Here is a 19135-nt window from a genome sequence, read left to right on the forward strand (position 1 = left end):
GTGATTGCTCGCTTCGTCGGGGTGCACCGCGGGCTCCCCGGGCTCACATCCACCCTAAACCAGCCTCAATCCGTCGCCCGTGCGATCTCGGCGAGGTGTGCGCGACTGAGGTGCACTCCGACGCCTTGGACGAGTTCGTCGACGTGCGAGACGGCGTAGGCGTTCACGATCGGGGCGGCGACGATGCGCTGCGCGAGAAGCCAGGCGATCGCGACGGCGGCCGGGGGGACGGTCAACTCCCCCGCGATCCGATCCAGCGCGCGGAGCGTGCGCGCGCCGCGCCGGTTCATGCTGGCGGCGAGTTGACGCCCGCGCACCGACCCTCCGACGCGGTCGCGCTCGCGGTGCACGCCCGAGAGGTACCCGTGCTCGAGTGCCTGCGAGGGCGTCACCGCGATGCCCTGGGCTCCGGCGACGAGGCGGAGGTCACCGTCGAACTCGTCGCGCCGGAGCACGTTGTAGGGAACGTCGAGCACGGTGAACCGGGGGTAGCCGGCAGCCGAGAGGATCCGAGCCTCCACGAGCTGGGTCGCGCGGTACCCGGCCGCTCCGATGGCCCGCACCTTGCCGGACTCGACGAGCCACTCGGCCGTCGCCAAGGTGTCCTCGAGCAGCGTCGTGCGATCGGCGGTGCCGTCGAGCGACAGGACGTCGATCCGATCCGTCCCGAGCCGGATGAGGGACGACTCGACGGCGCGCACGAGGTTGACGGGTCCGAGCCCGGGGTTGTCGGCGCCGCGTCCGACGCGGACCGAGAGGACGACGTCGTCGCGGTTGCGCCGCCCGGCCATCCATCGCCCGATGACGTGCTCGCTACGACCGGCGGCGTAGCTGTCGGAGGTGTGGACCGCGTTGCCGCCGCGCTCGACGTAGCGATCGAGGATCGCGTGGGCGGCGGCGATGTCGACGCGCCAGCCGAACTCGGCGCCGCCGAGGATGAGCGGGAACACGGAGAAGCCTGTCTCCCCCAACGGCACGCGGATCGCGCGCCCCACGGGTGCCCCGTGGACCGGGAGCGGACCGGAGGGGTGGGTACCGGGCGTCACCGTCGGCGACGTCTGATCCGCCGTCTCGTACGCTGCCATACCCGTCTCCTCGCGGAGCGCTCGGGGGTTTCACGTGCCCACGCACCCTCGGATGCGCTCACTCCGAGGGTAGAACAGCCCTCCGACACGGCGCGTCTGCAGGCACGACGGCGGGTGACGTTTCCATAACGGTTCGCGCACGTGCGGCCGGCGAATGCCCGGGCAACGGCGAACGCCCGCCCTCCGAAGAGGACGGGCGTTCGTCAGAGCGTGGCTCAGGCCTCGGCGGGTGCCTCTGCCGGCGCGTCGCCGGCCGGAGCCGACTCCTCGACGACGGGCTCGAGCGAGAGCTTTCCGCGGTCATCGATCTTCGTGATGCGCACGAGGATCTTCTGGCCGACACCGAGGACGTCTTCGACGTTCTCGACGCGCTTGCCACCGGCGAGCTTGCGGACCTCGCTGACGTGCAGCAGGCCGTCCTTGCCGGGAAGGAGCGAGACGAACGCACCGAAGGTCGCGATCTTGACGACCGTGCCCAGGAACTGCTCGCCCACCTCGGGGTTGGTCGGGTTGGCGATCGCGTTGACCTGTGCGCGGGCGGCCTCGGCCGAGGGTCCGTCGACAGCGCCGATGTACACGGTGCCGTCGTCCTCGATCGAGATCTGAGCGCCGGTCTCGTCCTGGATCGCGTTGATCGTCTTGCCCTTGGGGCCGATCAGCTCACCGATCTTGTCGACGGGGATCTGGACGCTGATGACGCGGGGCGCGGTGGGCGCCATCTCGTCGGGTGCGTCGATCGCCGAGTTCAGGACGTTCAGGATCGTGAGGCGAGCCTCTTTGGCCTGGGTCAGCGCGGCGGCGAGCACCGACGACGGGATGCCGTCGAGCTTCGTGTCGAGCTGAATCGCCGTGATGAACTCGCTCGTTCCGGCGACCTTGAAGTCCATGTCGCCGAGCGCGTCTTCGGCACCGAGGATGTCGGTCAGCGCGGCGTAGCGCGTCTGGCCGTCGACCTCGTCGGAGACGAGACCCATCGCGATACCGGCGACGGGGGCGCGCAGCGGCACACCCGCGTTCAGCAGCGAGAGGGTCGAGGCGCAGACCGAGCCCATCGAGGTCGAGCCGTTCGAGCTCAGCGCCTCGGAGACCTGACGGATCGCGTACGGGAACTCCTCGCGGCTGGGCAGCACCGGCACGAGGGCGCGCTCGGCGAGGAAGCCGTGCCCGATCTCGCGACGCTTGGGGCTGCCGACACGGCCGGTCTCACCGGTCGAGTAGGGCGGGAAGTTGTAGTGGTGCATGTAGCGCTTGCTCGTCGTGGGCGACAGCGAGTCGATCTGCTGCTCCATCTTGAGCATGTTCAGCGTGGTGACACCCATGATCTGGGTCTCGCCGCGCTGGAAGACCGCCGAGCCGTGGACGCGCGGGATGACCTGCACCTCGGCGTCGAGCGGACGGATGTCGGCGAGGCCACGACCGTCCATGCGGACGCCCTCGGCGAGGATGCGACCGCGGACGACGATCTTGGTGACCGACTTGTACGCGGCCGAGAACTCGAGCGGCGCACCGGCGGGGAGCTCGTCCGCCTCGACGGCGGCGATCAGCTCGGCCTTGACGCGGTCCTTGACCTTGTCGTCGGCAGCCTGACGCTCCTGCTTGTCGGCGATCTGGTACACGTTCACCAGGTCGTCGTACGCGCGGCCGGCGACGAAGTCGTAGACCTCGGAGCTGTACGGCGCGAAGACCGGGTAGACGCCGGGCTCGCGCGACGAGGACGCGGCCATCTGAGCCTGCGCCTCGACGAGCTGCTTGAGGAACGGCTTGGCGGCCTCGAGGCCACCGGCGACGATCTCTTCGCTCGGCTTGACGGCGCCGCCCTTGATGAGGTTCCAGCTGTTCTCGGTGGCTTCGGCCTCGACCATCATGATCGCGACGTCGCCGTCAGGGAGGACGCGACCGGCGACCATGAGGTCGAAGACGGCTTCCTCGACCTGGGCCTGGTTCGGGAACGCGACCCACTGGTCGGCGTGCTCGCCATGGCCGGGGATGAGCGCGAGGCGCACGCCGGCGATCGGGCCCGAGAACGGCAGACCGGAGATCTGCGTCGACGCGGACGCCGCGTTGATCGCGAGGGCGTCGTAGTACTCGCCGGGTGCGATCGAGAGAACCGTGACGACGATCTGGACCTCGTTGCGGAGGCCGTCGACGAACGACGGACGCAGCGGCCGGTCGATGAGGCGGCAGACGAGGATCGCCTCGGTGGAGGGACGTCCCTCGCGACGGAAGAACGAACCGGGGATCTTGCCTGCTGCGTACGAACGCTCTTCGACGTCGACGGTCAGCGGGAAGAAGTCGAAGCCCTCACGGGGGTGCTTGCCGGCGCTGGTGGCCGACAGGAGCATGGTTTCTTCGTCGAGGTAAGCGGCAACGGCGCCCTGCGCCTGCTGTGCCAGTCGTCCGGTCTCGAACCGGACGATGCGGGTGCCGAAACGGCCGTTGTCGAGAACGGCTTCGGCGGCGGTGATTTCTGGACCTTCCAAGAGGTCTCTCCTTCTTTGTTTAGACTCGCACGCGCGTTTCGCGCACGAGATCATGCGAAGGAACAGGAACAGGCAGATATGGGCGCGCGGAGACATCCGCGAAGTCCGCCTGCGCTGGCCACCAGTCGAAGACCACCATCCGCCGGAAACGGGATGGGAATCCACCACAGGGGACCAGCTTCCTGCCGGGCCTGCTCCATGAGCTCACTGTGAAGTTGAGCGGATGCCGCGATGAGAACCGCGGGCAACCCGACCCAGCCTAACAGCGGACCCCCTTCTGTGCGTATCGTGGCGGGATGAGCGACGACGAGAAGACCGCGGACGCGGCATCCGATGACATGAAGCGGAAGTTCCGCGAGGCGCTCGAGAAGAAGAACTCGCGGAGCCGTCAGGGTGAAGCCCACCTCGACGGAGACTCCTCGGTGCACGGGACGCACGGCGCCGTCACCAAGCGCGAGTTCCGACGCAAGAGCGGCTGACCCCGAACGGACGAAGGCCCGGATGCCGAGTGGCGTCCGGGCCTTCGTCGTACGGTCGCGTATCAGCTGCCGAGCTCGGCGCGACGTGCGCGCGCCCGGTCCTCCTTGGCCTCCGCCTCGGCGAGCGCCGCGTCGTTCAGACCCGAGGTGTCGACGGCACCGGTGTCGTCGGAGACCCCGTGGGCCGTCAGCGTCGCCTCGTCGAACGGGCGACGACCGGCGAGGACCGCCGCCACCTGCTCGCGGTCGATCTGCTTCGTCCACGTGCCGATGAGGAGCGTGGCGACGGCGTTCCCGGTGAAGTTGGTCAGCGCACGACCCTCGGACATGAACCGGTCGATCCCGACGATGACGCCGACGCCGTCGACCAGGTCGGGACGGTAGGCCTGCAGGCCGCCGGCGAGGGTCGCGAGACCAGCTCCGGTGACGCCCGCCGCACCCTTCGAGGCGATGATCATGAAGACGAGGAGGCCGATCTGCTCGGGGATCGACATGGGGGCGCCGAGACCGGTCGCGATGAACAGCGAGGCCATCGTCAGGTAGATCGCGGTGCCGTCGAGGTTGAACGAGTAGCCGGTGGGCACCGTGATGCCGACGACGGGCTTGGAGACGCCGAGGTGCTCCATCTTGGCGATGAGGCGCGGCAGGGCCGACTCGCTCGAGGACGTGCCGACGATGAGGAGGTACTCGCGCCCGAGGTACTTCATGACCTGGAAGATGTTGACCCGGGCGACGGCGTACAGGATCGTGCCGAGCACGCCCACGATGAACACGATGCACGTGATGTAGAACGCGATCATCAGGATGCCGAGGCTCACGATCGCCGCGAACCCGGTCTTGCCGACGACGGCGGCGATGGCCCCGAAGGCGCCGATCGGGGCGAGCCAAAGGATCATGCCGAGGATGCGGAACACGAGGGCCTGGAGGTGCTTGACCGCGGTCATGATGGGCTCGGCCTTCGCGCCCATCTTCTGCAGGGCGAAGCCGACCAGCAGCGCGATGAAGAGCACCTGCAGCACGCTCTCGCCGGTGAAGGCGGAGAAGAACGTCGTCGGGATGATCCCGAGGATGAACTCGGTCGTGGTCTTCGCCTCGGTCGCGTCGCCCGCGTCGTACTGGGCGTTCTGCATGTTCAGGCCCTCACCCGGGTGGATGATGTTGCCCACGATGAGACCGATGGCGAGTGCGAACGTCGACATCGCCATGAAGTACAGCAGGGCGAGGCCGCCGATGCGACCGACCGTCGCCGCCTTCGCGATCGATCCGACGCCCACGACGATCGTGCAGAAGATGATCGGCGCGATCATCATCTTGATCAGGTTCACGAACGCCTTGCCGACCGGCTCGAGGGACTCCCCGAAAGCGGGCCAGATGAGGCCGACGACGCAGCCGAGGACCACGGCGATGATGACCGAGATGTAGAGCCACGTGTGCTTGTCCCACGCCTGCTTGCCCCTGCGCGGGTTGTATCCGGGAAGCCGGAACGAGGATGTGAGGGCCATGATCTCTCCTGGGTGACAGTCGTTGTCGGAGTCGACGGCGGTGTCGACGAGGATCAGCGTGCCGGGTGTGCACGCGCCCCGGCAGTTGTGGTCGTATTGGTCGCAGAGCGGCGAGAGGAGGCGATGTGGCCCGTTCCGGCGCCGCGAGCGCGGCATCCCGCGTGTTCCTGGCCGTCGCGGCGGCCGTCGTCGTCCTGTCTCTGGCGATCGCGGGCATCCTCCTCTGGGAGGGGCAGCGTGCCGCCCGGGCCGAGGCGGAGCGCGTCACCCGTGCCGTCGCCGAGACGATCGCCGACAGCACCGGGGTCGCCGATGCCCTCGCGCGCGGCGACCGCGCCGCCGCGACGCGCCTCCTGCAGCCCGAGATCCAGGCGGTCACGGCGGATGCCGACGTCGATTTCGTCACGATCATGGACCCGGCCGGCATCCGCATCACCCACCCGGACCCGGCGCGCATCGGTGAGGCCTACATCGGGACGATCCCGACCGGCACCGCATCGCTCACCGAGGAGTTCACCGGCACGCTCGGACCCTCGGTCCGAACGATCGTGCCCGTCCTGTCCGAGGGCGGGGTCGTCGGACGGGTATCGGTCGGCGTCACGATCGGCTCGATCACCGAGGCCCTCGGGCCCCGCGTCCTCGTCGCCGTCGCGATCGCAGTCGTCCTGGCAGCGGCGGGACTCGCGGGGGCTCTCCTCGCCCGACGCGCGACGCGGCGGGTCGCCGGCGACCTGCCGGCGGGGGCCGTCCGCGATGCTGTCTCGTCGTACGAATCGATGCGGACCCTCGGCGAGGCGCTCCGGTCGCAGACGCACGAGCACGGCAACCGGCTGCACACCGCGATCGCGCTGCTCGAGCTCGGGCGCACGCGCGAGGCGATCGGCATCCTCTCGGAGGACGCACGGCAGAGTCAGCTCCTCGTCGACCAGGTCGCCGCCCGCCGCGAGGGCGATCCCACCGTCGGCGCGCTCCTGCTCGGCAAGGCGTCGCAGGCGGGCGAGCGCGGCGTCGAATGGCGGGCCCGCATCGACGCCGATGCCCCACGCTCGGTCCTCTCCCCCGTCGACGCCGTCTCGGTCGTCGGCAACCTGATCGACAACGCACTGGATGCCGCGGCATCCGGTCCCGCTCCTCGGTGGGTCGACGTGAAGATGACGCGGACGACCGAGGACGAACTGGCCCTGGAGGTCGCCGACAGCGGAGCCGGGATCCCGGCCGAGATCGTCGACCGCATCTTCGAGCACGGGTTCTCGACGAAACCCGCGGGCGCCGCGGGGCGCGGCGTCGGGCTCGCCCTGGTCCGTGCCATCGTCGACGAGGCCGAGGGGACGATCTCCCTGCGGTCCGACCCCACCACCTTCCGCGTGATCCTTCCTCGGCGGGACGCATGATCGGTGTCCTGATCGTCGACGACGACGCCCTCACCCTCGAGCTCCACCGCCGGTACGTCGAGCGGCTGGACGGCTTCGAGGTCGTCGCCGAAGCCACCGGGGCGCGCGCGGCGGTCGCTGCCCTGCTCGACAGCCCGAGGGCGCCGGAGATCGACCTCGTGCTCCTGGACATGACGATGCCGGACGGGTCTGGCCTCGACGTCCTCCGCCACCTGCGCGCGCATACAGGGACCGTCGACGTGATCGCCATCACCTCGGTGCGGGAGGCGGACGTCGTACGGCAGGTGATCGCTCTCGGCGCCGCGCAGTACCTCGTGAAGCCCTTCACCTTCGGCGACTTCCAGGAGCGGATGCGGCAGTACCTCCGCTTCCGCGAGCAGGTGATGCAGTCCGCCGGCGCGGCGACGCAGGCCGAGATCGACGCGATGCTGGGGGCTCTGCGCACCTCGCCCGCCCCCACCCTGCCCAAGGGGCTCTCGGCTGACACGTTCGACCGCGTGAGCGCCATGCTGCGGACCGGACCCGTCTCCGCACGGGAGACAGCTGATCGGCTCGGGATGTCGCGGGTCGCCGCGCGGCGTTACCTCGAGCACCTGGCCGACGCCGGACGCGCCGAGCGGGCGCAGCGCTACGGGACGCCGGGGCGTCCCGAGACCGAGTACCGCTGGGCCCGATGAGCGGTCACGACCTCGGCAGACCGGCCCGCCCTGACGCTCGACCGACCAGCACGTAGTCCGGCACCTTCGCGGTGAGACCATCCCCGGCCGTGCGGCCCCGCAACCGCCGCCACATCCACGGGAGTGCGTCGCGACGCAGCCACGAGCCCGGCGACGTCGGGTCCTCGTCGACGTGGAAGGCCTCGTCGAGGTCGGCGAGCGCGTCCGCGTGCGGCACGCCGAGCGCTTCCGCCGCGCGGTACGCGACGTAGCGGTGCCCACGGGAGCGCAGGTGCACCTTGTCGTCGGCCCACAGGTCGACGCGCGCGAGCTCGGTCTCGTCGGCGAGGTCGAGGAGGATCGCGCCGGTGCGCGCGGCGACCTGACGGAGGCGGGCGTTGTACATCGCGAAGCGCCGCGTGAACACGCGTGCGGCGACCCGGTCGGGCAGGAAGACGGTGGCCAGCAGGACGTCGGACCCGGCGTCGCGCAGCCGGGTCACGGCATCCTCCACCCGGGCGGCGAGCGCGACCGGGTCGCAGGTGATCCGCACGAGGTCGTTCGCGCCGATCAGGACCGACACCAGGTCGGGGCGCATCCCGAGGCACCGCGGCAACTGCTCGTCGACGAGGTGCGCCACACAGCGGCTCCGGACGGCGAGATTGGCGTAGCGGAACGGGCGGGCATCGCCGCCGCTGAGGGCCAGCAGGTGCGCCAGCCGGTCCGCCCATCCCCGGAACGCACCCACCGGCATCCGCGACGTGTCGCAGAGGCCCTCGGTGATGGAGTCGCCCAGCGCGACGTACCGGGACCACCTGCGTCGCGGGACGGGAACCGCCGCGTCCGGGCGGGGCCACGCCACGACTCGACGCCCGGCATCCCGTCGGTTGAGGACGGCGGCCCGGTCGTAGTGCTCGAGCAGGCGATCGGCCAGCGCGTCCCAGGTGCGTCCCGAGACCGCCGACCGCGCCGCCTGCGCGAACGCGCGCCGCTTCGCATCGTCGCCGACGAGGTCCACGACGCGGGCACGGAGGTCGTCGGCGTCACCCGGGCGGTACAGCCAGCCGTCCACGCTGCTGCGGACCAGGTCGACCGGCCCGCCGATCCCGGTCGCGACCACGGGGACGCCGCTGGCCTGGGCCTCCTGGATGGTCTGCCCGAACGTCTCGCTCTCGCCGGGGTGGACGAACACGTCGAACGAGGCGAGGGCCGTCGCCAGCGCTTCCCCGTCGAGATGCCCGAGGAACACCGCATCCGGCAGGAGCTGTTCCAGCGCCGGTCGAGCGGGGCCGTCGCCGACGATGACGAGGCGGATGCCGGGAGTCCCCCGCAAGGCGACGAGATCCTCGACCTGCTTCTCGGGAGCGAGTCGGCCGACGTACCCCACGATCACCTCGCCGGGGGCGATGCGCGCACGCCATGCGTCGTCACGGCGCTCCGGGGTGAAGCGCTGCCCGTCGACCCCGCGGCCCCACAGCGCGACGCGGTCGATCCCGAGCGCGTGGAGCTGGGAGTGCGCCGCCGCAGAGGGCGCGAGGGTCAGCGTCGCCCGCCGGTGGAGCCGTCGCACCTGCGCCTCGGCGAGCGCGGTCGCCTGGGGCAGACCGTATCTCGCGGCGTAGGCGATCACGTCGGTCTGGTACACGGCGATGCTCGGCAGCCGCCGGGACTCTGCAGCGAGCACCCCCTGCCACCCGAGGAGGAACGGCGAGGCGAGGTGGACCACGTCGGCGCCGAACCGCGCCAGGTCGCGGGCGATCGACGCCGCGGGCGGCACGGCGACGCGGACCGCCGGGTAGCGGGGCAGGGGGAAGGAGGCGACGGCGCGGCCCGGCATCCCGAGCTCGTGGCGCCGGACCCCGGGAGCGACGACGAACACGTCGTGCCCGCGACGCTGGAGGTGCTCCCGGATCTGCAGGACGGATCCGGTGACCCCGTTCATGTGCGGGAGGAAGGACTCGGTGATGACCGCGACTCTCACACGACCAGGGTGCCGGTGCGGAGGACTCCACCGGGGCTTCGAAGGGCCCGATCGCGGAGTGTTCATCCGCCCCTCCCGGTACGGTCACCGCCGCGTCGCCATCCGTCCCCCGTTCGCGCGGCGTTCACCGGACGCTGGTACGCAGAGGCCTGTGATCGGCGATCTCCTGACGAGTCTGGCCTCGAGCCCGTGGGCCCTCCCGGCGCTGTTCGCCCTCGTCCTGGCGGACGCGGTGCTCGTCGTGATCCCCGGTGAGGTGGCCGTCACGGCGACCGGAGCGCTCGCCGCGGCGACCGGCACTCCCCCGCTCGCCGCCGTCGTGGCCGTCGCCGCCCTCGCCGCCTTCTGTGGGGATGCGCTGTGCTACGCCGTGGGCCGTGTCGCGGGAGTGGAACGGTGGCGGTGGATGCGGCACCCCCGCATCCGATCGGCGTTCGCCTGGGCGGGGTCGCGTCTCGCGAGAAGCACGGCGACCGTGGTGTTCACGGCCCGGTTCATCCCGTTCGCGCGCCTGGCCGTCAACCTCACGGCCGGCGCCACCCGGGTGCCGATGGGCCGTTACTTCGCGGCGGTCGCAGTGGCTGCCACCGCGTGGGCGCTCTACCAGGCCGTCGTGGGCGCCGCGATCGGCGCGCTCCTGCCCGGAGACCCGGTGATCGCCGTCATCGTATCGATCGTCGTCGCGATCGCCCTCGGGATGGTCATCGACGCCGCGGCGGCCCGCCTGTCGGGCCGCCGCGCGCGTCGGTGAGGTCACTCGCCGGACAGACCGCCCAGCAGGTGTCCGAACGATCCGCCCTTGCCGAGGTAGGACTCGGGATCGAAGGGGTCGAGAGCGTCCTCCGCCGGGCGCCGGGTCACGGCATCCGCCAGTTCCCGGGCGCCGCGCTCGATGCGCGCCGACAGCGGCGACACATCGTCCGCGCGCGCGCCCCAGTCCGACGACGCGGCGAAGACACCGGTGGAGACGGCCTCGGCATGCAGATAGGCGAACAGCGGCCGGATCGCGTAGTCGATGGCGAGCGAGTGACGGGCCGTGCCGGCGTTCGCGCCGATCAGTACGGGCTTCCCCTGCAGCGCGTCGGGATCGAGCACGTCGACGAACGACTTGAACAGCCCCGAGTAGCTCGTAGAGAAGATCGGCGTCACGACGATGAGCGCGTCCGCCGAGACCACCGTGTTGATCATGGTCTCGAGCGCGGGCGGCGCGAAGCCGGTCAGCAGGTTGTTCGTGATGTCGTGCGCGTACTCGCGCAGCTCGAACGTGTCGACGGATGCCTCCACCCCCCGCTCGCGCAGGTCCGCCAGCACGGCGGCCGAGAGCTTGTCGGCCAGCATGCGCGTCGACGAGGGGTTCGAGAGCCCCGCCGACACGACGGCGATGCGACGGGCGGTCATCGCGCACCACCCAGACCGAACGCGGCACCGACGGGCGTCGGGGTGTCCTGGTAGGGGCTCGGGCCCGACAGGTTGTCGCCGCGGTTGGCGCGGGGACGTGCGTCGCGTGCGGGACCGTCGCCGTACGTGGCCGCGACGCGCGCGGCGTGCGTCGGCGCGTCGGGCACGATCGCCGGGCGATCCTTCGCGAGCTCCTTCCGGAGGACGGGGACGACCTCGCCGCCGAGGAAGTCGAGCTGCTCGAGGACCATCTTGAGCGGGAGTCCGGCGTGGTCGACGAGGAACAGCTGCCGCTGGAAGTCGCCGAACAGGTCGCGCATCCCCGCATAGCGGTCGATGACCTGCTGCGGCGAGCCGACGGTCAGCGGCGTCATCTCGGAGAAGTCCTCCATCGACGGACCGTGGCCGTACACGGGGGCGTTGTCGAAGTACGGGCGGAACTGCGCCTTGGCGTCCTGCGAGTTCTTCGCCATGAACGCCTGTCCACCGATGCCGACGATCGCCGTCTCGGGGGCGCCGTGACCGTAGTGCTCCCAGCGCTGGCGGTACAGACCGATGAGGCGCTGATAGTGCTCGGCGGGCCAGAAGATGTTGTTCGCGAAGAATCCGTCGCCGTAGTAGGCCGCCTGCTCTGCGATCTCGGGCGTGCGGATCGAGCCGTGCCAGACGAACGGCGCCACTCCGTCGAGGGGACGGGGTGTGGAGGTGAAGCCCTGGAGGGGGGTGCGGAACTTGCCTTCGAAATCGACGACGTCCTCGCGCCACAGCTTGTGCAGCAGAGCGTAGTTCTCGATCGCGAGGGGGACGCCCTGACGGATGTCCTTGCCGAACCAGGGGTAGACCGGGCCGGTGTTGCCGCGGCCCAGCATGAGGTCCATGCGGCCGCCCGAGAGGTGCTGCAGCATCGCGTAGTCCTCGGCGATCTTCACCGGGTCGTTCGTGGTGATGAGCGTCGTGGAGGTCGAGAGGATCAGACGCTCGGTCTGCGCGGCGATGTACGCGAGCGTCGTGGTCGGCGAGGACGACCAGAACGGCGGATTGTGGTGCTCGCCGATCGCGAACACGTCGAGGCCGACCTCTTCAGCGTGCTTGGCGATCTCGACGGTCGCCGAGATGCGCTCACGCTCGCTGGGCGTGTGACCCGTGGTCGGGTCCTGCGTGATGTCGGTGACGGTGAAGATGCCGAACTGCACCCCGGGCCAGCTGGCGGTGCTGCTGGTGTCGCTCACGATGTCTCTCTCGATTCCCGGACGGTTCGCGCCCGATTCATGCAAGTGAATGTACCGGAGTCAACGTCTCAGTGTCCACGTTATTCCCGCCGGTACGCTGGCCCGAATGAGCACCCCCGGCCGCACCCGCCGCGTGCCCATCTGGGACAACGCCCGGGCCGCCTGCATCCTCCTCGTCGTCCTCGGTCACGCGATCCAACGACTGACCTACGACTCCGACATCGCACAGAGCATCTACTACCTGATCTACGCGTTCCACATGCCGGCCTTCGCGCTGATCTCCGGGTACTTCTCCCGGTCCGATCCGCCGAGCCAGCGTCGGATGGTCCGCATCCTCACCGACATCGTCCTCCCCTACGTCATCTTCGACGGGCTCTGGACCCTCGCGAAGCTCGTCGTCGAGGGACGCACCGACCCGAACCTCACGCAGCCGTCGTGGACGCTCTGGTTCCTGCTCGCCCTCGCGATCTTCCGCCTCGTGCTCCCCTACCTCGCACTCCTCCGGATGCCGCTGCTCTGGACCCTCGTCGTCTCGATCTCGGTGGGGTACCTCCCGAACGTCGATTCCACGCTGTCCCTCTCGCGGACCCTCGGCCTCCTGCCCTTCTTCACCCTCGGCTGGTGGCTGCACCAGCACGGATTCCTCGAGCGGCACCGACTCCTCGAGCGACGGCGCACGTCGCTCCGCCTCGCTGCCAGCGCCGTCCTGGTGGCGGCCGGCGTCTGCGCGTGGCTCTTCGTCGACGATTTGAGGACCATGGGACTCGGCCGATGGCTCTTCTATGAGGAGGACTACGCCGACCTCGGCGGCACGCAGTGGTGGGCGGGCGGCATCCGCCTGCTGCTGATGGCGGCCGCACTCGTGCTGAGCGTGGCGTTCTTCGTCCTCATGCCGCGTCGGGAGTACCGCTGGACGGCCATCGGGCGCGCCACCATGTACGTGTACCTGCTGCACTCCTTCGCGCTGTATCCGCTGCGCGAATCGGGGATCCTCCGCGGCCTCGACCCCACGTGGCTGTGGCTGCCCCTCGTCGCCGTCCTGTCGGTGGCGATCACGGCAGCCCTCGCCTCGACGCCGGTGCGCCGCATCTTCCGGCCGCTCGTCGAACCGCGGCCAGGATGGCTCTTCGCCGATCCCGGCCTCGTGGGGTCCGAGGGCAGCCGGCGCGACCCGACAGGATCGCGCCGCCCTCAGACCGCGACGACCGCCGGCTCGTAGTCGAGCCCGAACGCCGCCGCGACGCCCTTGTTGGTCACGCGACCGCTTCGGACGTTGAGACCTTTGGCCAGAGCGGGGTCGGCGGCAGCAGCGGCATCCCAGCCGCGGTCCGCGAGCGCGGTCAGGTAGGGCAGGGTCGCGTTGGTGAGTGCGCGCGTCGACGTCTCCGGCACCGCCCCGGGCATGTTGGCGACGCAGTAGTAGACCGCGTCGTGCACCGCGAACGTCGGGTCGTCGTGCGTCGTGGGCCGCGAGCCCTCGAAGCACCCGCCCTGATCGATGGCGATGTCGACGAGCACCGCGCCCGCCTTCATACCGGCGACCATGTCGAGCGTCACGAGCTTGGGCGCCGCCGCCCCCGGGATGAGGACGGATCCGATGACGAGATCGGCGGATGCCACCTGCTCGGCGACCTCGAAGCGGGTGGAGGCGCGGGTGTGGAGGCCCGCGTAGCGCTTCTCCAGTTCACGTAGACGCGGCAGCGACACGTCCAGGACGGTGACGTCGGCTCCCATGCCGAGAGCGTTGGCCGCCGCATGCTCGCCGGCGACACCGCCGCCGATGACGACGACCTTCGCCTTCGGTGTCCCGGCGACACCGCCGAGGAGCGTGCCGCGGCCGCCGGCCGCGCTCATGAGGGTGTGCGCACCGACCGTGATCGAGATGCGACCCGCGACCTCGCTCATCGGGGAGAGCAGTGGGAGTGCCCGGTCCGCCGTCTGGACGGTCTCGTAGGCGACGGCCGTGGTCCCCGCGGCGATGAGGGCGTCGGTCAGGGGCCGATCCGCGGCCAGGTGGAGGTAGGCGAACAGGGTGAGGTCGTCGCGCAGGTGCGGGTACTCCGCCGCGATGGGCTCCTTCACCTTGACGACGAGCTCCGCTCGCCCCCACGTCGAGGCCGCATCCGGGGTGATGACCGCACCGGCGGCGGCGAACGCCTCGTCCGCGATCCGCGACCCGGCGCCGGCGCCCGACTGCACGAGCACCTCGTGACCGCGCGCCACGAGCGCGTCGACCCCCGCGGGGGTGATGGCCACGCGGTTCTCGTTGTTCTTGATTTCCGTAGGGATGCCGATACGCATGGCGTCACGCTCCTCGTCAGCGAGTGATGTGCGACACATCCTGCAGAAGATTCGTTACGAGCAGGTGACAGTCGAAGATCCTTCGGTGAGAATGCTTCCGAGCCCCCGAAATGAGGATGAACCCCCGTGAGCACGTCTGACCCGACGAAGAATCATCGGCCTCCCGCCGACCTGGATGATGTGGACCTCGCCATCGTCGACGAGCTCGCGGCAGATGCGCGGCTCACGAACGCCGAGGTCGCCGCGCGAGTCGGAGTCGCGGCATCCACCGCCCATGCGCGCACCCGCGCGCTCGTGGAGCGCGGCGTGATCACCGGCTTCCACGCGAGCGTGGACCAGCGGGTCGCGGGCGCGGGCCTGCAGGCGATGGTGCACGTGACGCTGCGCCCGGGCTCCCGTCACGAGAGCATCACCGAGTTCGCACACGAGGTGCGCGGTCTCCCCCAGGTGATCCAGATGTTCTTCCTCGGCGGATCCGACGACTTCCTCATCCACATCGCCGTCGCCGATTCCAGCGATGTGCGCGCCTTCGTCGTCGAGCACCTCTCAGCGCAGCGCAGCGTCGCGAACACGCGCACGAGCATCATCTTCGACTACCACCGCAACCGGGTCGCGGCTCCGTTCCACTGAGTCGGTAACCGCTTGAAACAATGCGCCGACCCCCTGAAACCTCTGCTTATCCTCGGACCATGTCTGTCCAGAGCCTCCCCGTCCTCGACCTGTCCCGCCTCGATGAGGGGCCGGATGCTGCGGAAGAATTCCGAGCCGATCTGCGCCGCGCGACCCACGAGGTCGGCTTCTTCTATCTGACCGGCACCGGGGTCTCGCCCGAGCTGGAGGATCGCCTCCACCGCGCCGCGCGCACCTTCTTCGAACTCCCCGACGAGGCGAAGCTCGAGATCGAGAACATCAAGAGCCCGCACTTCCGCGGCTACACGCGCATCGGCGGCGAGCGGACGCAGGGGCTCGTGGACTGGCGCGAGCAGATCGACATCGGACCCGAGCGCCCGGCGGTCGAGGACCCCGACGCTCCCCCCTACACCGCCCTCGTCGGACCCAACTTGTGGCCGAGCGCCCAGCCCGAGCTCCGTGAGATCGCCGAGGAGTGGACCGCGATCCTGTCGGCGGTGGGGCGGAAGCTGCTCCGCGCCTGGGCAGAGGCCCTCGGCGCACCGGAGACGTACTTCGACGACCACTTCGGCGAGGCGCAGACCCTGCTGAAGATCGTCCGCTACCCGGGCTCCAGCGCCCCGGAGCCTCAGCAGGGCGTCGGAGCGCACAAGGATGCCGGCGTCCTCACCCTGCTGTGGGTCGAGCCGGGGAAGGGCGGCCTGCAGGTCGAGAAGGACGGCGACTGGATCGACGCTCCCGCGGTGCCCGGATCGTTCGTCGTGAACATCGGCGAACTCCTCGAGCATGCGACCGGCGGCTACCTCACGGCGACGAACCACCGGGTCGTCTCACCGCGCGCCCCCGAGGATCGCATCTCGGTGCCGTTCTTCTTCAACCCGTCGCTCGACGCGGAGCTCCCCGCGATCGAGCTGCCCGCCGAGCTCGCGGCGCAGGCCCGCGGGATCTCCAATGACCCCCGCAACCCGATCCACGGTCTTCACGGCGAGAACGCCCTGAAGTCGCGGCTGCGGGCGCACCCGGACGTCGCAGAGATCTGGCACCCCCACCTCGTCAGCGCGCGCGTCTGACCGGCAGAGACCGTCCGGGAACGATGAAGGCCGCCCCACACCGTGGGGCGGCCTTCTCAAGAATGTTCTGCGCGATTGAACGCTGGCAGCGATGCCTTATCGACGGAGGCCGAGGCGCTCGATGAGCGAGCGGTAACGGTTGATGTCGACGTCCTGGAGGTAGCCCAGGAGACGGCGGCGCTGACCGACGAGCAGGAACAGCCCACGACGCGAGTGGTGGTCGTGCTTGTGCTCCTTGAGGTGCTCGGTGAGGTCCTTGATGCGCTGCGTCAGCATCGCGACCTGCACCTCGGGGGATCCGGTGTCACCGGGGTGCGTCGCGTACTCTTCGATGATCGCCTTCTTGACGTCTGCTTCCAGTGCCATAGGTGATCCCCTTCCTCTTCGTTGCGCGGCGCCCGACGCCTGATGCGAGGGCTCTCTTTATCCGCGGCCGATCGAACGGCAACCACAGGAGTCTACAGGACGAGGCGCCCCGCAGACGACCGAGGGCCCGGCCGCCGAAGCGACCGGGCCCTTGTGTGCGATGCGTCTCAGCCGACGGCGAGCAGATCGATGATGAAGATCAGCGTCTTGCCGCCGAGGAAGTGGCCACCGGCGGGACCGTAGGCCAGGTGCGGCGGGATGACGAGCTCACGACGTCCACCGACCTTCATGCCCGGGATGCCGTCCTGCCAGCCCTGAATGAGGCCGCGGAGCGGGAACTGGATGCTCTCGCCGCGGTTCCAGGACGAGTCGAACTCCTCGCCCGAGACGTATTCGACGCCGACGTAGTGGACGGTGACGGTGTCACCGGGCTTCGCCTCGGTGCCGTCGCCCTCGATCAGGTCGCGGACGACGAGGTCGGAGGGTGCGGCTCCCTGAGGAGCGTCGATCTCGGGCTTGGTGCGGTCTGCAGTCATGAGTCCATCCAAACCGAGCGGCATCCGGTGGTCAAACGCACTCAGGCCTGGATCGAGCCCTGGAGGTCGAGCTCGATCGTGACGTCCTTGCCGACGAGCACGCCGCCGGTCTCGAGCGCGGCGTTCCAGGTGAGACCGAAGTCCTCGCGGTTGATGACGGTCTTGGCCGTCGCGCCCGCCTTGTAGTTGCCCCACGGGTCGGTGCCGAAGCCGCCGAAGTCGACCTCGAACGTGACGGGCTTCGTGACGTCCTTGATGGTCAGGTTGCCGTCGACGAGGAAGTCGCCGTTCTCGATGCGCACACCGGTCGAGGCGAAAGTGATCTCGGGGTAGGTCTCGACATCGAAGAAGTCGGCGCTGCGGAGGTGACCGTCACGGCCCTCGTCCTTCGTGTCCAGCGACGCCGCGTCGACCTTGGCGTCGAGCTTGGCCTCGAGCGGGTTCTCGGGGGCGATCAGGGTCGCCTCCTTGACGTTGAAGTGGCCGCGGACCTTGGAGATCATCATGTGGCGGACGCTGAAGCCCACCTCGCTGTGCGACGCGTCGAGGATCCAGGTACCGGCCTTGTAGCCGGGGATGTCGAGGGTGGCGGTGGAGTCGGTCATGATCGTCCTTCGTGGAGGGGTTCCGGCACACGCCGGCGGTCAAGAGGGCGAAACGTCGCCGCATCCGATCCTATTCCCGTGAATGAAGATTCGCCGGTGCGCGGACCCTCTTGACACCGCGAGGAGGCGGCGGGATCATTTCTGTACGCCAACTCAGCGCCCGGAAGACTCGCAGGCATCGCCGCGGCACCGGGCGCTGAGTCTTCGCCCGGCCGCGGGCCCTCTGTCGGTGTTTCAGCCGACGAGCAGATCGCTCCGTGCCCGGGTGGCGCGTTCGAGGTAGACCCTCTCGTCCGCCGCGGCGCGCGGATCGCGTCCGCCGATCACACGGTGGCGGGCGGCCGCGAGCGCTGTCGCCTCGACGATGAAACGCCGCATCGCTGCTGACCGGTCGCCGGGCAGGGAGCGCGCCCACGTGACGGCTCGCGAGCGTCCACGTCCGGTCGCGAGCATGTCGACCTCCGCCGGTGAGAACCATCCCGCGGCCGCGTAGTCGGCGAGGCACGTGCGGGTGAGCCGCGCCTCTTCGCGCCGGAGCAGCACGACGCCGACGATGAAGAGGATGAACAGAGGCATCTGGAAGGTCGCGTAGAGCACGAAGAAGTCGGCGAACACCGCCGATCCGTTCCAGAGCGCGTGCAGTCCGATGGCTCCCCCGAGACCCACCGCCCACGGTCCGAGCGCCGCTGCGCCCCACACGCCCCGGCGTGCGGCGCGCCCCAGCGCGTACCCCGTGACGGCCGTGAACATCACGTGCGCGAACGGCGAGAGGATGCCGCGGAGGAAGAACGTGTAGGCCGCACTCTCGGCCCCACCCGTGACGAGGCTGTCGGCGAAATAGAGGATGTTCTCCGTGAACGCGAAGCCCGCACCGACGAGCGCCCCGTAGACGACACCGTCGACAGGGCCGTCGAAGGCACGCCTCGCGGCGACGAAGATGAGCAGGACTCCCGCGCCCTTGGCCACCTCTTCGACGATCGGCGCCTGGAGGACGGCGGAGACGGTGTCGGGAAGGCCCGGCGCGACCAGCGTGATGACGAGGTCGACCCCGAGCGCGAGGACGACGGATGCCACTGCTCCCCATGCGAGCGCGAGGACGACGAGGCCGCGGGGTTCCGGCTCCCACCGGTCGATCATCCTGATGGCGACGAGGACGAGGACCAAGGGGATGAGGGCGAGGAGCCCGGAGACGATGGAGGCCGCCGCACCGAGGAACGCCAAGAAGTAAGCCGCCAGGCCAAGCGACGCGACGGCGAGGACGGCAGCCACGATCCAGAGGATCACGCGGCCGCCCGTCGGTGCGGGGACGGGGAGGTGGGGCCGCGGTGGGGCCGGCGGCGGAGCGGCGGGCGTCGCACGCGCCGGTTGTGCGAGGGGCGACGGGAACGACATGCGCTCAGCCTAGGGGCGGCCCCCGATCGTGCCC

At 70.0% G+C, this 19135-nt stretch carries 18 protein-coding genes; 7 read left to right on the top strand and 11 right to left on the bottom strand.

Translation table 11 applies throughout. The features are described from left to right. Positions 1 to 65: 65 nt before the first annotated feature. On the bottom strand, positions 66 to 1085 hold the full coding sequence (locus AC4NN1_RS07015; protein ID WP_491954902.1) for an aldo/keto reductase: 1020 nt from the start codon (positions 1083 to 1085) through the stop codon (positions 66 to 68). Positions 1086 to 1300: 215 nt separating this feature from the next. Then, complete coding sequence (locus AC4NN1_RS07020) at positions 1301 to 3565, bottom strand: polyribonucleotide nucleotidyltransferase (protein ID WP_491954903.1); 2265 nt, start codon at positions 3563 to 3565, stop codon at positions 1301 to 1303. Positions 3566 to 3861: 296 nt separating this feature from the next. Between AC4NN1_RS07020 and AC4NN1_RS07025 the strand changes: the two genes are divergently transcribed. Then, on the top strand, positions 3862 to 4044 hold the full coding sequence (locus AC4NN1_RS07025; RefSeq protein WP_018187186.1) for a DUF5302 domain-containing protein: 183 nt from the start codon (positions 3862 to 3864) through the stop codon (positions 4042 to 4044). 62 nt (positions 4045 to 4106) lie between these two features. On the opposite strand, the gene AC4NN1_RS07030 is transcribed toward AC4NN1_RS07025, so the two are convergent. Further along, complete coding sequence (locus AC4NN1_RS07030; RefSeq protein WP_020098285.1) at positions 4107 to 5546, bottom strand: C4-dicarboxylate transporter DctA; 1440 nt, start codon at positions 5544 to 5546, stop codon at positions 4107 to 4109. A 125-nt stretch (positions 5547 to 5671) separates the two neighbouring features. Between AC4NN1_RS07030 and AC4NN1_RS07035 the strand changes: the two genes are divergently transcribed. Then, entirely contained in the window at positions 5672 to 6937 is a 1266-nt protein-coding gene (locus AC4NN1_RS07035) for a sensor histidine kinase (RefSeq protein WP_018187184.1), read from the top strand. Continuing rightward, the gene (locus AC4NN1_RS07040) at positions 6934 to 7614 is read left to right on the top strand and encodes a response regulator (protein WP_491954904.1); all 681 of its coding nucleotides are present in this window, start codon (positions 6934 to 6936) and stop codon (positions 7612 to 7614) included. The genes AC4NN1_RS07035 and AC4NN1_RS07040 overlap by 4 nt, the downstream gene beginning before the upstream one ends. A gap of 4 nt (positions 7615 to 7618) precedes the next feature. Here the strand turns inward: AC4NN1_RS07040 and AC4NN1_RS07045 are convergent, their stop codons facing one another. Continuing rightward, entirely contained in the window at positions 7619 to 9574 is a 1956-nt protein-coding gene (locus tag AC4NN1_RS07045) for a GDSL-type esterase/lipase family protein (protein WP_491954905.1), read from the bottom strand. Between the two features lie 151 nt (positions 9575 to 9725). Here AC4NN1_RS07045 and AC4NN1_RS07050 point away from each other — a divergent pair, with 151 nt between their 5' ends. Next, positions 9726 to 10325 carry a DedA family protein gene (locus AC4NN1_RS07050; RefSeq protein WP_491954906.1) on the top strand — a complete coding sequence of 200 codons (600 nt, stop codon included), beginning with the start codon at positions 9726 to 9728 and terminating at the stop codon, positions 10323 to 10325. 2 nt (positions 10326 to 10327) lie between these two features. Here the strand turns inward: AC4NN1_RS07050 and AC4NN1_RS07055 are convergent, their stop codons facing one another. Further along, entirely contained in the window at positions 10328 to 10972 is a 645-nt protein-coding gene (locus tag AC4NN1_RS07055) for an FMN reductase (protein WP_491954907.1), read from the bottom strand. After that, positions 10969 to 12165 (bottom strand): LLM class flavin-dependent oxidoreductase, encoded by a 1197-nt coding sequence (locus AC4NN1_RS07060; protein ID WP_028497501.1) that lies wholly within the window; start codon positions 12163 to 12165, stop codon positions 10969 to 10971. The genes AC4NN1_RS07055 and AC4NN1_RS07060 overlap by 4 nt, the downstream gene beginning before the upstream one ends. A 142-nt stretch (positions 12166 to 12307) precedes the next feature. Here AC4NN1_RS07060 and AC4NN1_RS07065 point away from each other — a divergent pair, with 142 nt between their 5' ends. Further along, positions 12308 to 13420 carry an acyltransferase family protein gene (locus tag AC4NN1_RS07065; RefSeq protein ID WP_336123361.1) on the top strand — a complete coding sequence of 371 codons (1113 nt, stop codon included), beginning with the start codon at positions 12308 to 12310 and terminating at the stop codon, positions 13418 to 13420. Here AC4NN1_RS07065 and ald read toward each other — a convergent pair. Beyond that, positions 13393 to 14502 (bottom strand): alanine dehydrogenase, encoded by a 1110-nt coding sequence (gene ald / locus AC4NN1_RS07070; RefSeq protein ID WP_336123359.1) that lies wholly within the window; start codon positions 14500 to 14502, stop codon positions 13393 to 13395. The genes AC4NN1_RS07065 and ald overlap by 28 nt on opposite strands. A 126-nt stretch (positions 14503 to 14628) precedes the next feature. Here ald and AC4NN1_RS07075 point away from each other — a divergent pair, with 126 nt between their 5' ends. After that, positions 14629 to 15132 carry an Lrp/AsnC family transcriptional regulator gene (locus AC4NN1_RS07075; RefSeq protein ID WP_018187176.1) on the top strand — a complete coding sequence of 168 codons (504 nt, stop codon included), beginning with the start codon at positions 14629 to 14631 and terminating at the stop codon, positions 15130 to 15132. Positions 15133 to 15191: 59 nt separating this feature from the next. Further along, positions 15192 to 16202, top strand: coding sequence for an isopenicillin N synthase family dioxygenase (locus AC4NN1_RS07080; RefSeq protein WP_020098278.1), 1011 nt, complete (start codon positions 15192 to 15194; stop codon positions 16200 to 16202). 96 nt (positions 16203 to 16298) lie between these two features. Here AC4NN1_RS07080 and rpsO read toward each other — a convergent pair whose 3' ends face one another. From rpsO to AC4NN1_RS07100, 4 genes are all read right to left on the bottom strand, one after another. Then, the gene (gene rpsO, locus AC4NN1_RS07085; RefSeq protein WP_018187174.1) at positions 16299 to 16568 is read right to left on the bottom strand and encodes a 30S ribosomal protein S15; all 270 of its coding nucleotides are present in this window, start codon (positions 16566 to 16568) and stop codon (positions 16299 to 16301) included. A 167-nt stretch (positions 16569 to 16735) separates the two neighbouring features. Then, positions 16736 to 17104, bottom strand: coding sequence for an FKBP-type peptidyl-prolyl cis-trans isomerase (locus tag AC4NN1_RS07090; RefSeq protein ID WP_018187173.1), 369 nt, complete (start codon positions 17102 to 17104; stop codon positions 16736 to 16738). Positions 17105 to 17145: 41 nt separating this feature from the next. Beyond that, the gene (locus tag AC4NN1_RS07095) at positions 17146 to 17709 is read right to left on the bottom strand and encodes a YceI family protein (protein ID WP_018187172.1); all 564 of its coding nucleotides are present in this window, start codon (positions 17707 to 17709) and stop codon (positions 17146 to 17148) included. Positions 17710 to 17943: 234 nt separating this feature from the next. Next, positions 17944 to 19101 carry a PrsW family intramembrane metalloprotease gene (locus AC4NN1_RS07100; protein WP_491954908.1) on the bottom strand — a complete coding sequence of 386 codons (1158 nt, stop codon included), beginning with the start codon at positions 19099 to 19101 and terminating at the stop codon, positions 17944 to 17946. Positions 19102 to 19135 lie beyond the last annotated feature (34 nt).

This window comes from Microbacterium sp. MDV22-iso44 (genome assembly GCF_058629135.1).

Bases quoted from the DNA above. Each gene is read 5' to 3' on its own strand.
- AC4NN1_RS07015 (WP_491954902.1), bottom strand. From the start codon at position 1,085: ATGGCAGCGTACGAGACGGCGGATCAGACGTCGCCGACGGTGACGCCC.
- AC4NN1_RS07025 (WP_018187186.1), top strand. From the start codon at position 3,862: ATGAGCGACGACGAGAAGACCGCGGACGCGGCATCCGATGACATGAAG.
- AC4NN1_RS07030 (WP_020098285.1), bottom strand. From the start codon at position 5,546: ATGGCCCTCACATCCTCGTTCCGGCTTCCCGGATACAACCCGCGCAGG.
- AC4NN1_RS07040 (WP_491954904.1), top strand. From the start codon at position 6,934: ATGATCGGTGTCCTGATCGTCGACGACGACGCCCTCACCCTCGAGCTC.
- AC4NN1_RS07055 (WP_491954907.1), bottom strand. From the start codon at position 10,972: ATGACCGCCCGTCGCATCGCCGTCGTGTCGGCGGGGCTCTCGAACCCC.
- AC4NN1_RS07065 (WP_336123361.1), top strand. From the start codon at position 12,308: ATGAGCACCCCCGGCCGCACCCGCCGCGTGCCCATCTGGGACAACGCC.
- ald (WP_336123359.1), bottom strand. From the start codon at position 14,502: ATGCGTATCGGCATCCCTACGGAAATCAAGAACAACGAGAACCGCGTG.
- AC4NN1_RS07080 (WP_020098278.1), top strand. From the start codon at position 15,192: ATGTCTGTCCAGAGCCTCCCCGTCCTCGACCTGTCCCGCCTCGATGAG.
- rpsO (WP_018187174.1), bottom strand. From the start codon at position 16,568: ATGGCACTGGAAGCAGACGTCAAGAAGGCGATCATCGAAGAGTACGCG.
- AC4NN1_RS07090 (WP_018187173.1), bottom strand. From the start codon at position 17,104: ATGACTGCAGACCGCACCAAGCCCGAGATCGACGCTCCTCAGGGAGCC.
- AC4NN1_RS07095 (WP_018187172.1), bottom strand. From the start codon at position 17,709: ATGACCGACTCCACCGCCACCCTCGACATCCCCGGCTACAAGGCCGGT.
- AC4NN1_RS07100 (WP_491954908.1), bottom strand. From the start codon at position 19,101: ATGTCGTTCCCGTCGCCCCTCGCACAACCGGCGCGTGCGACGCCCGCC.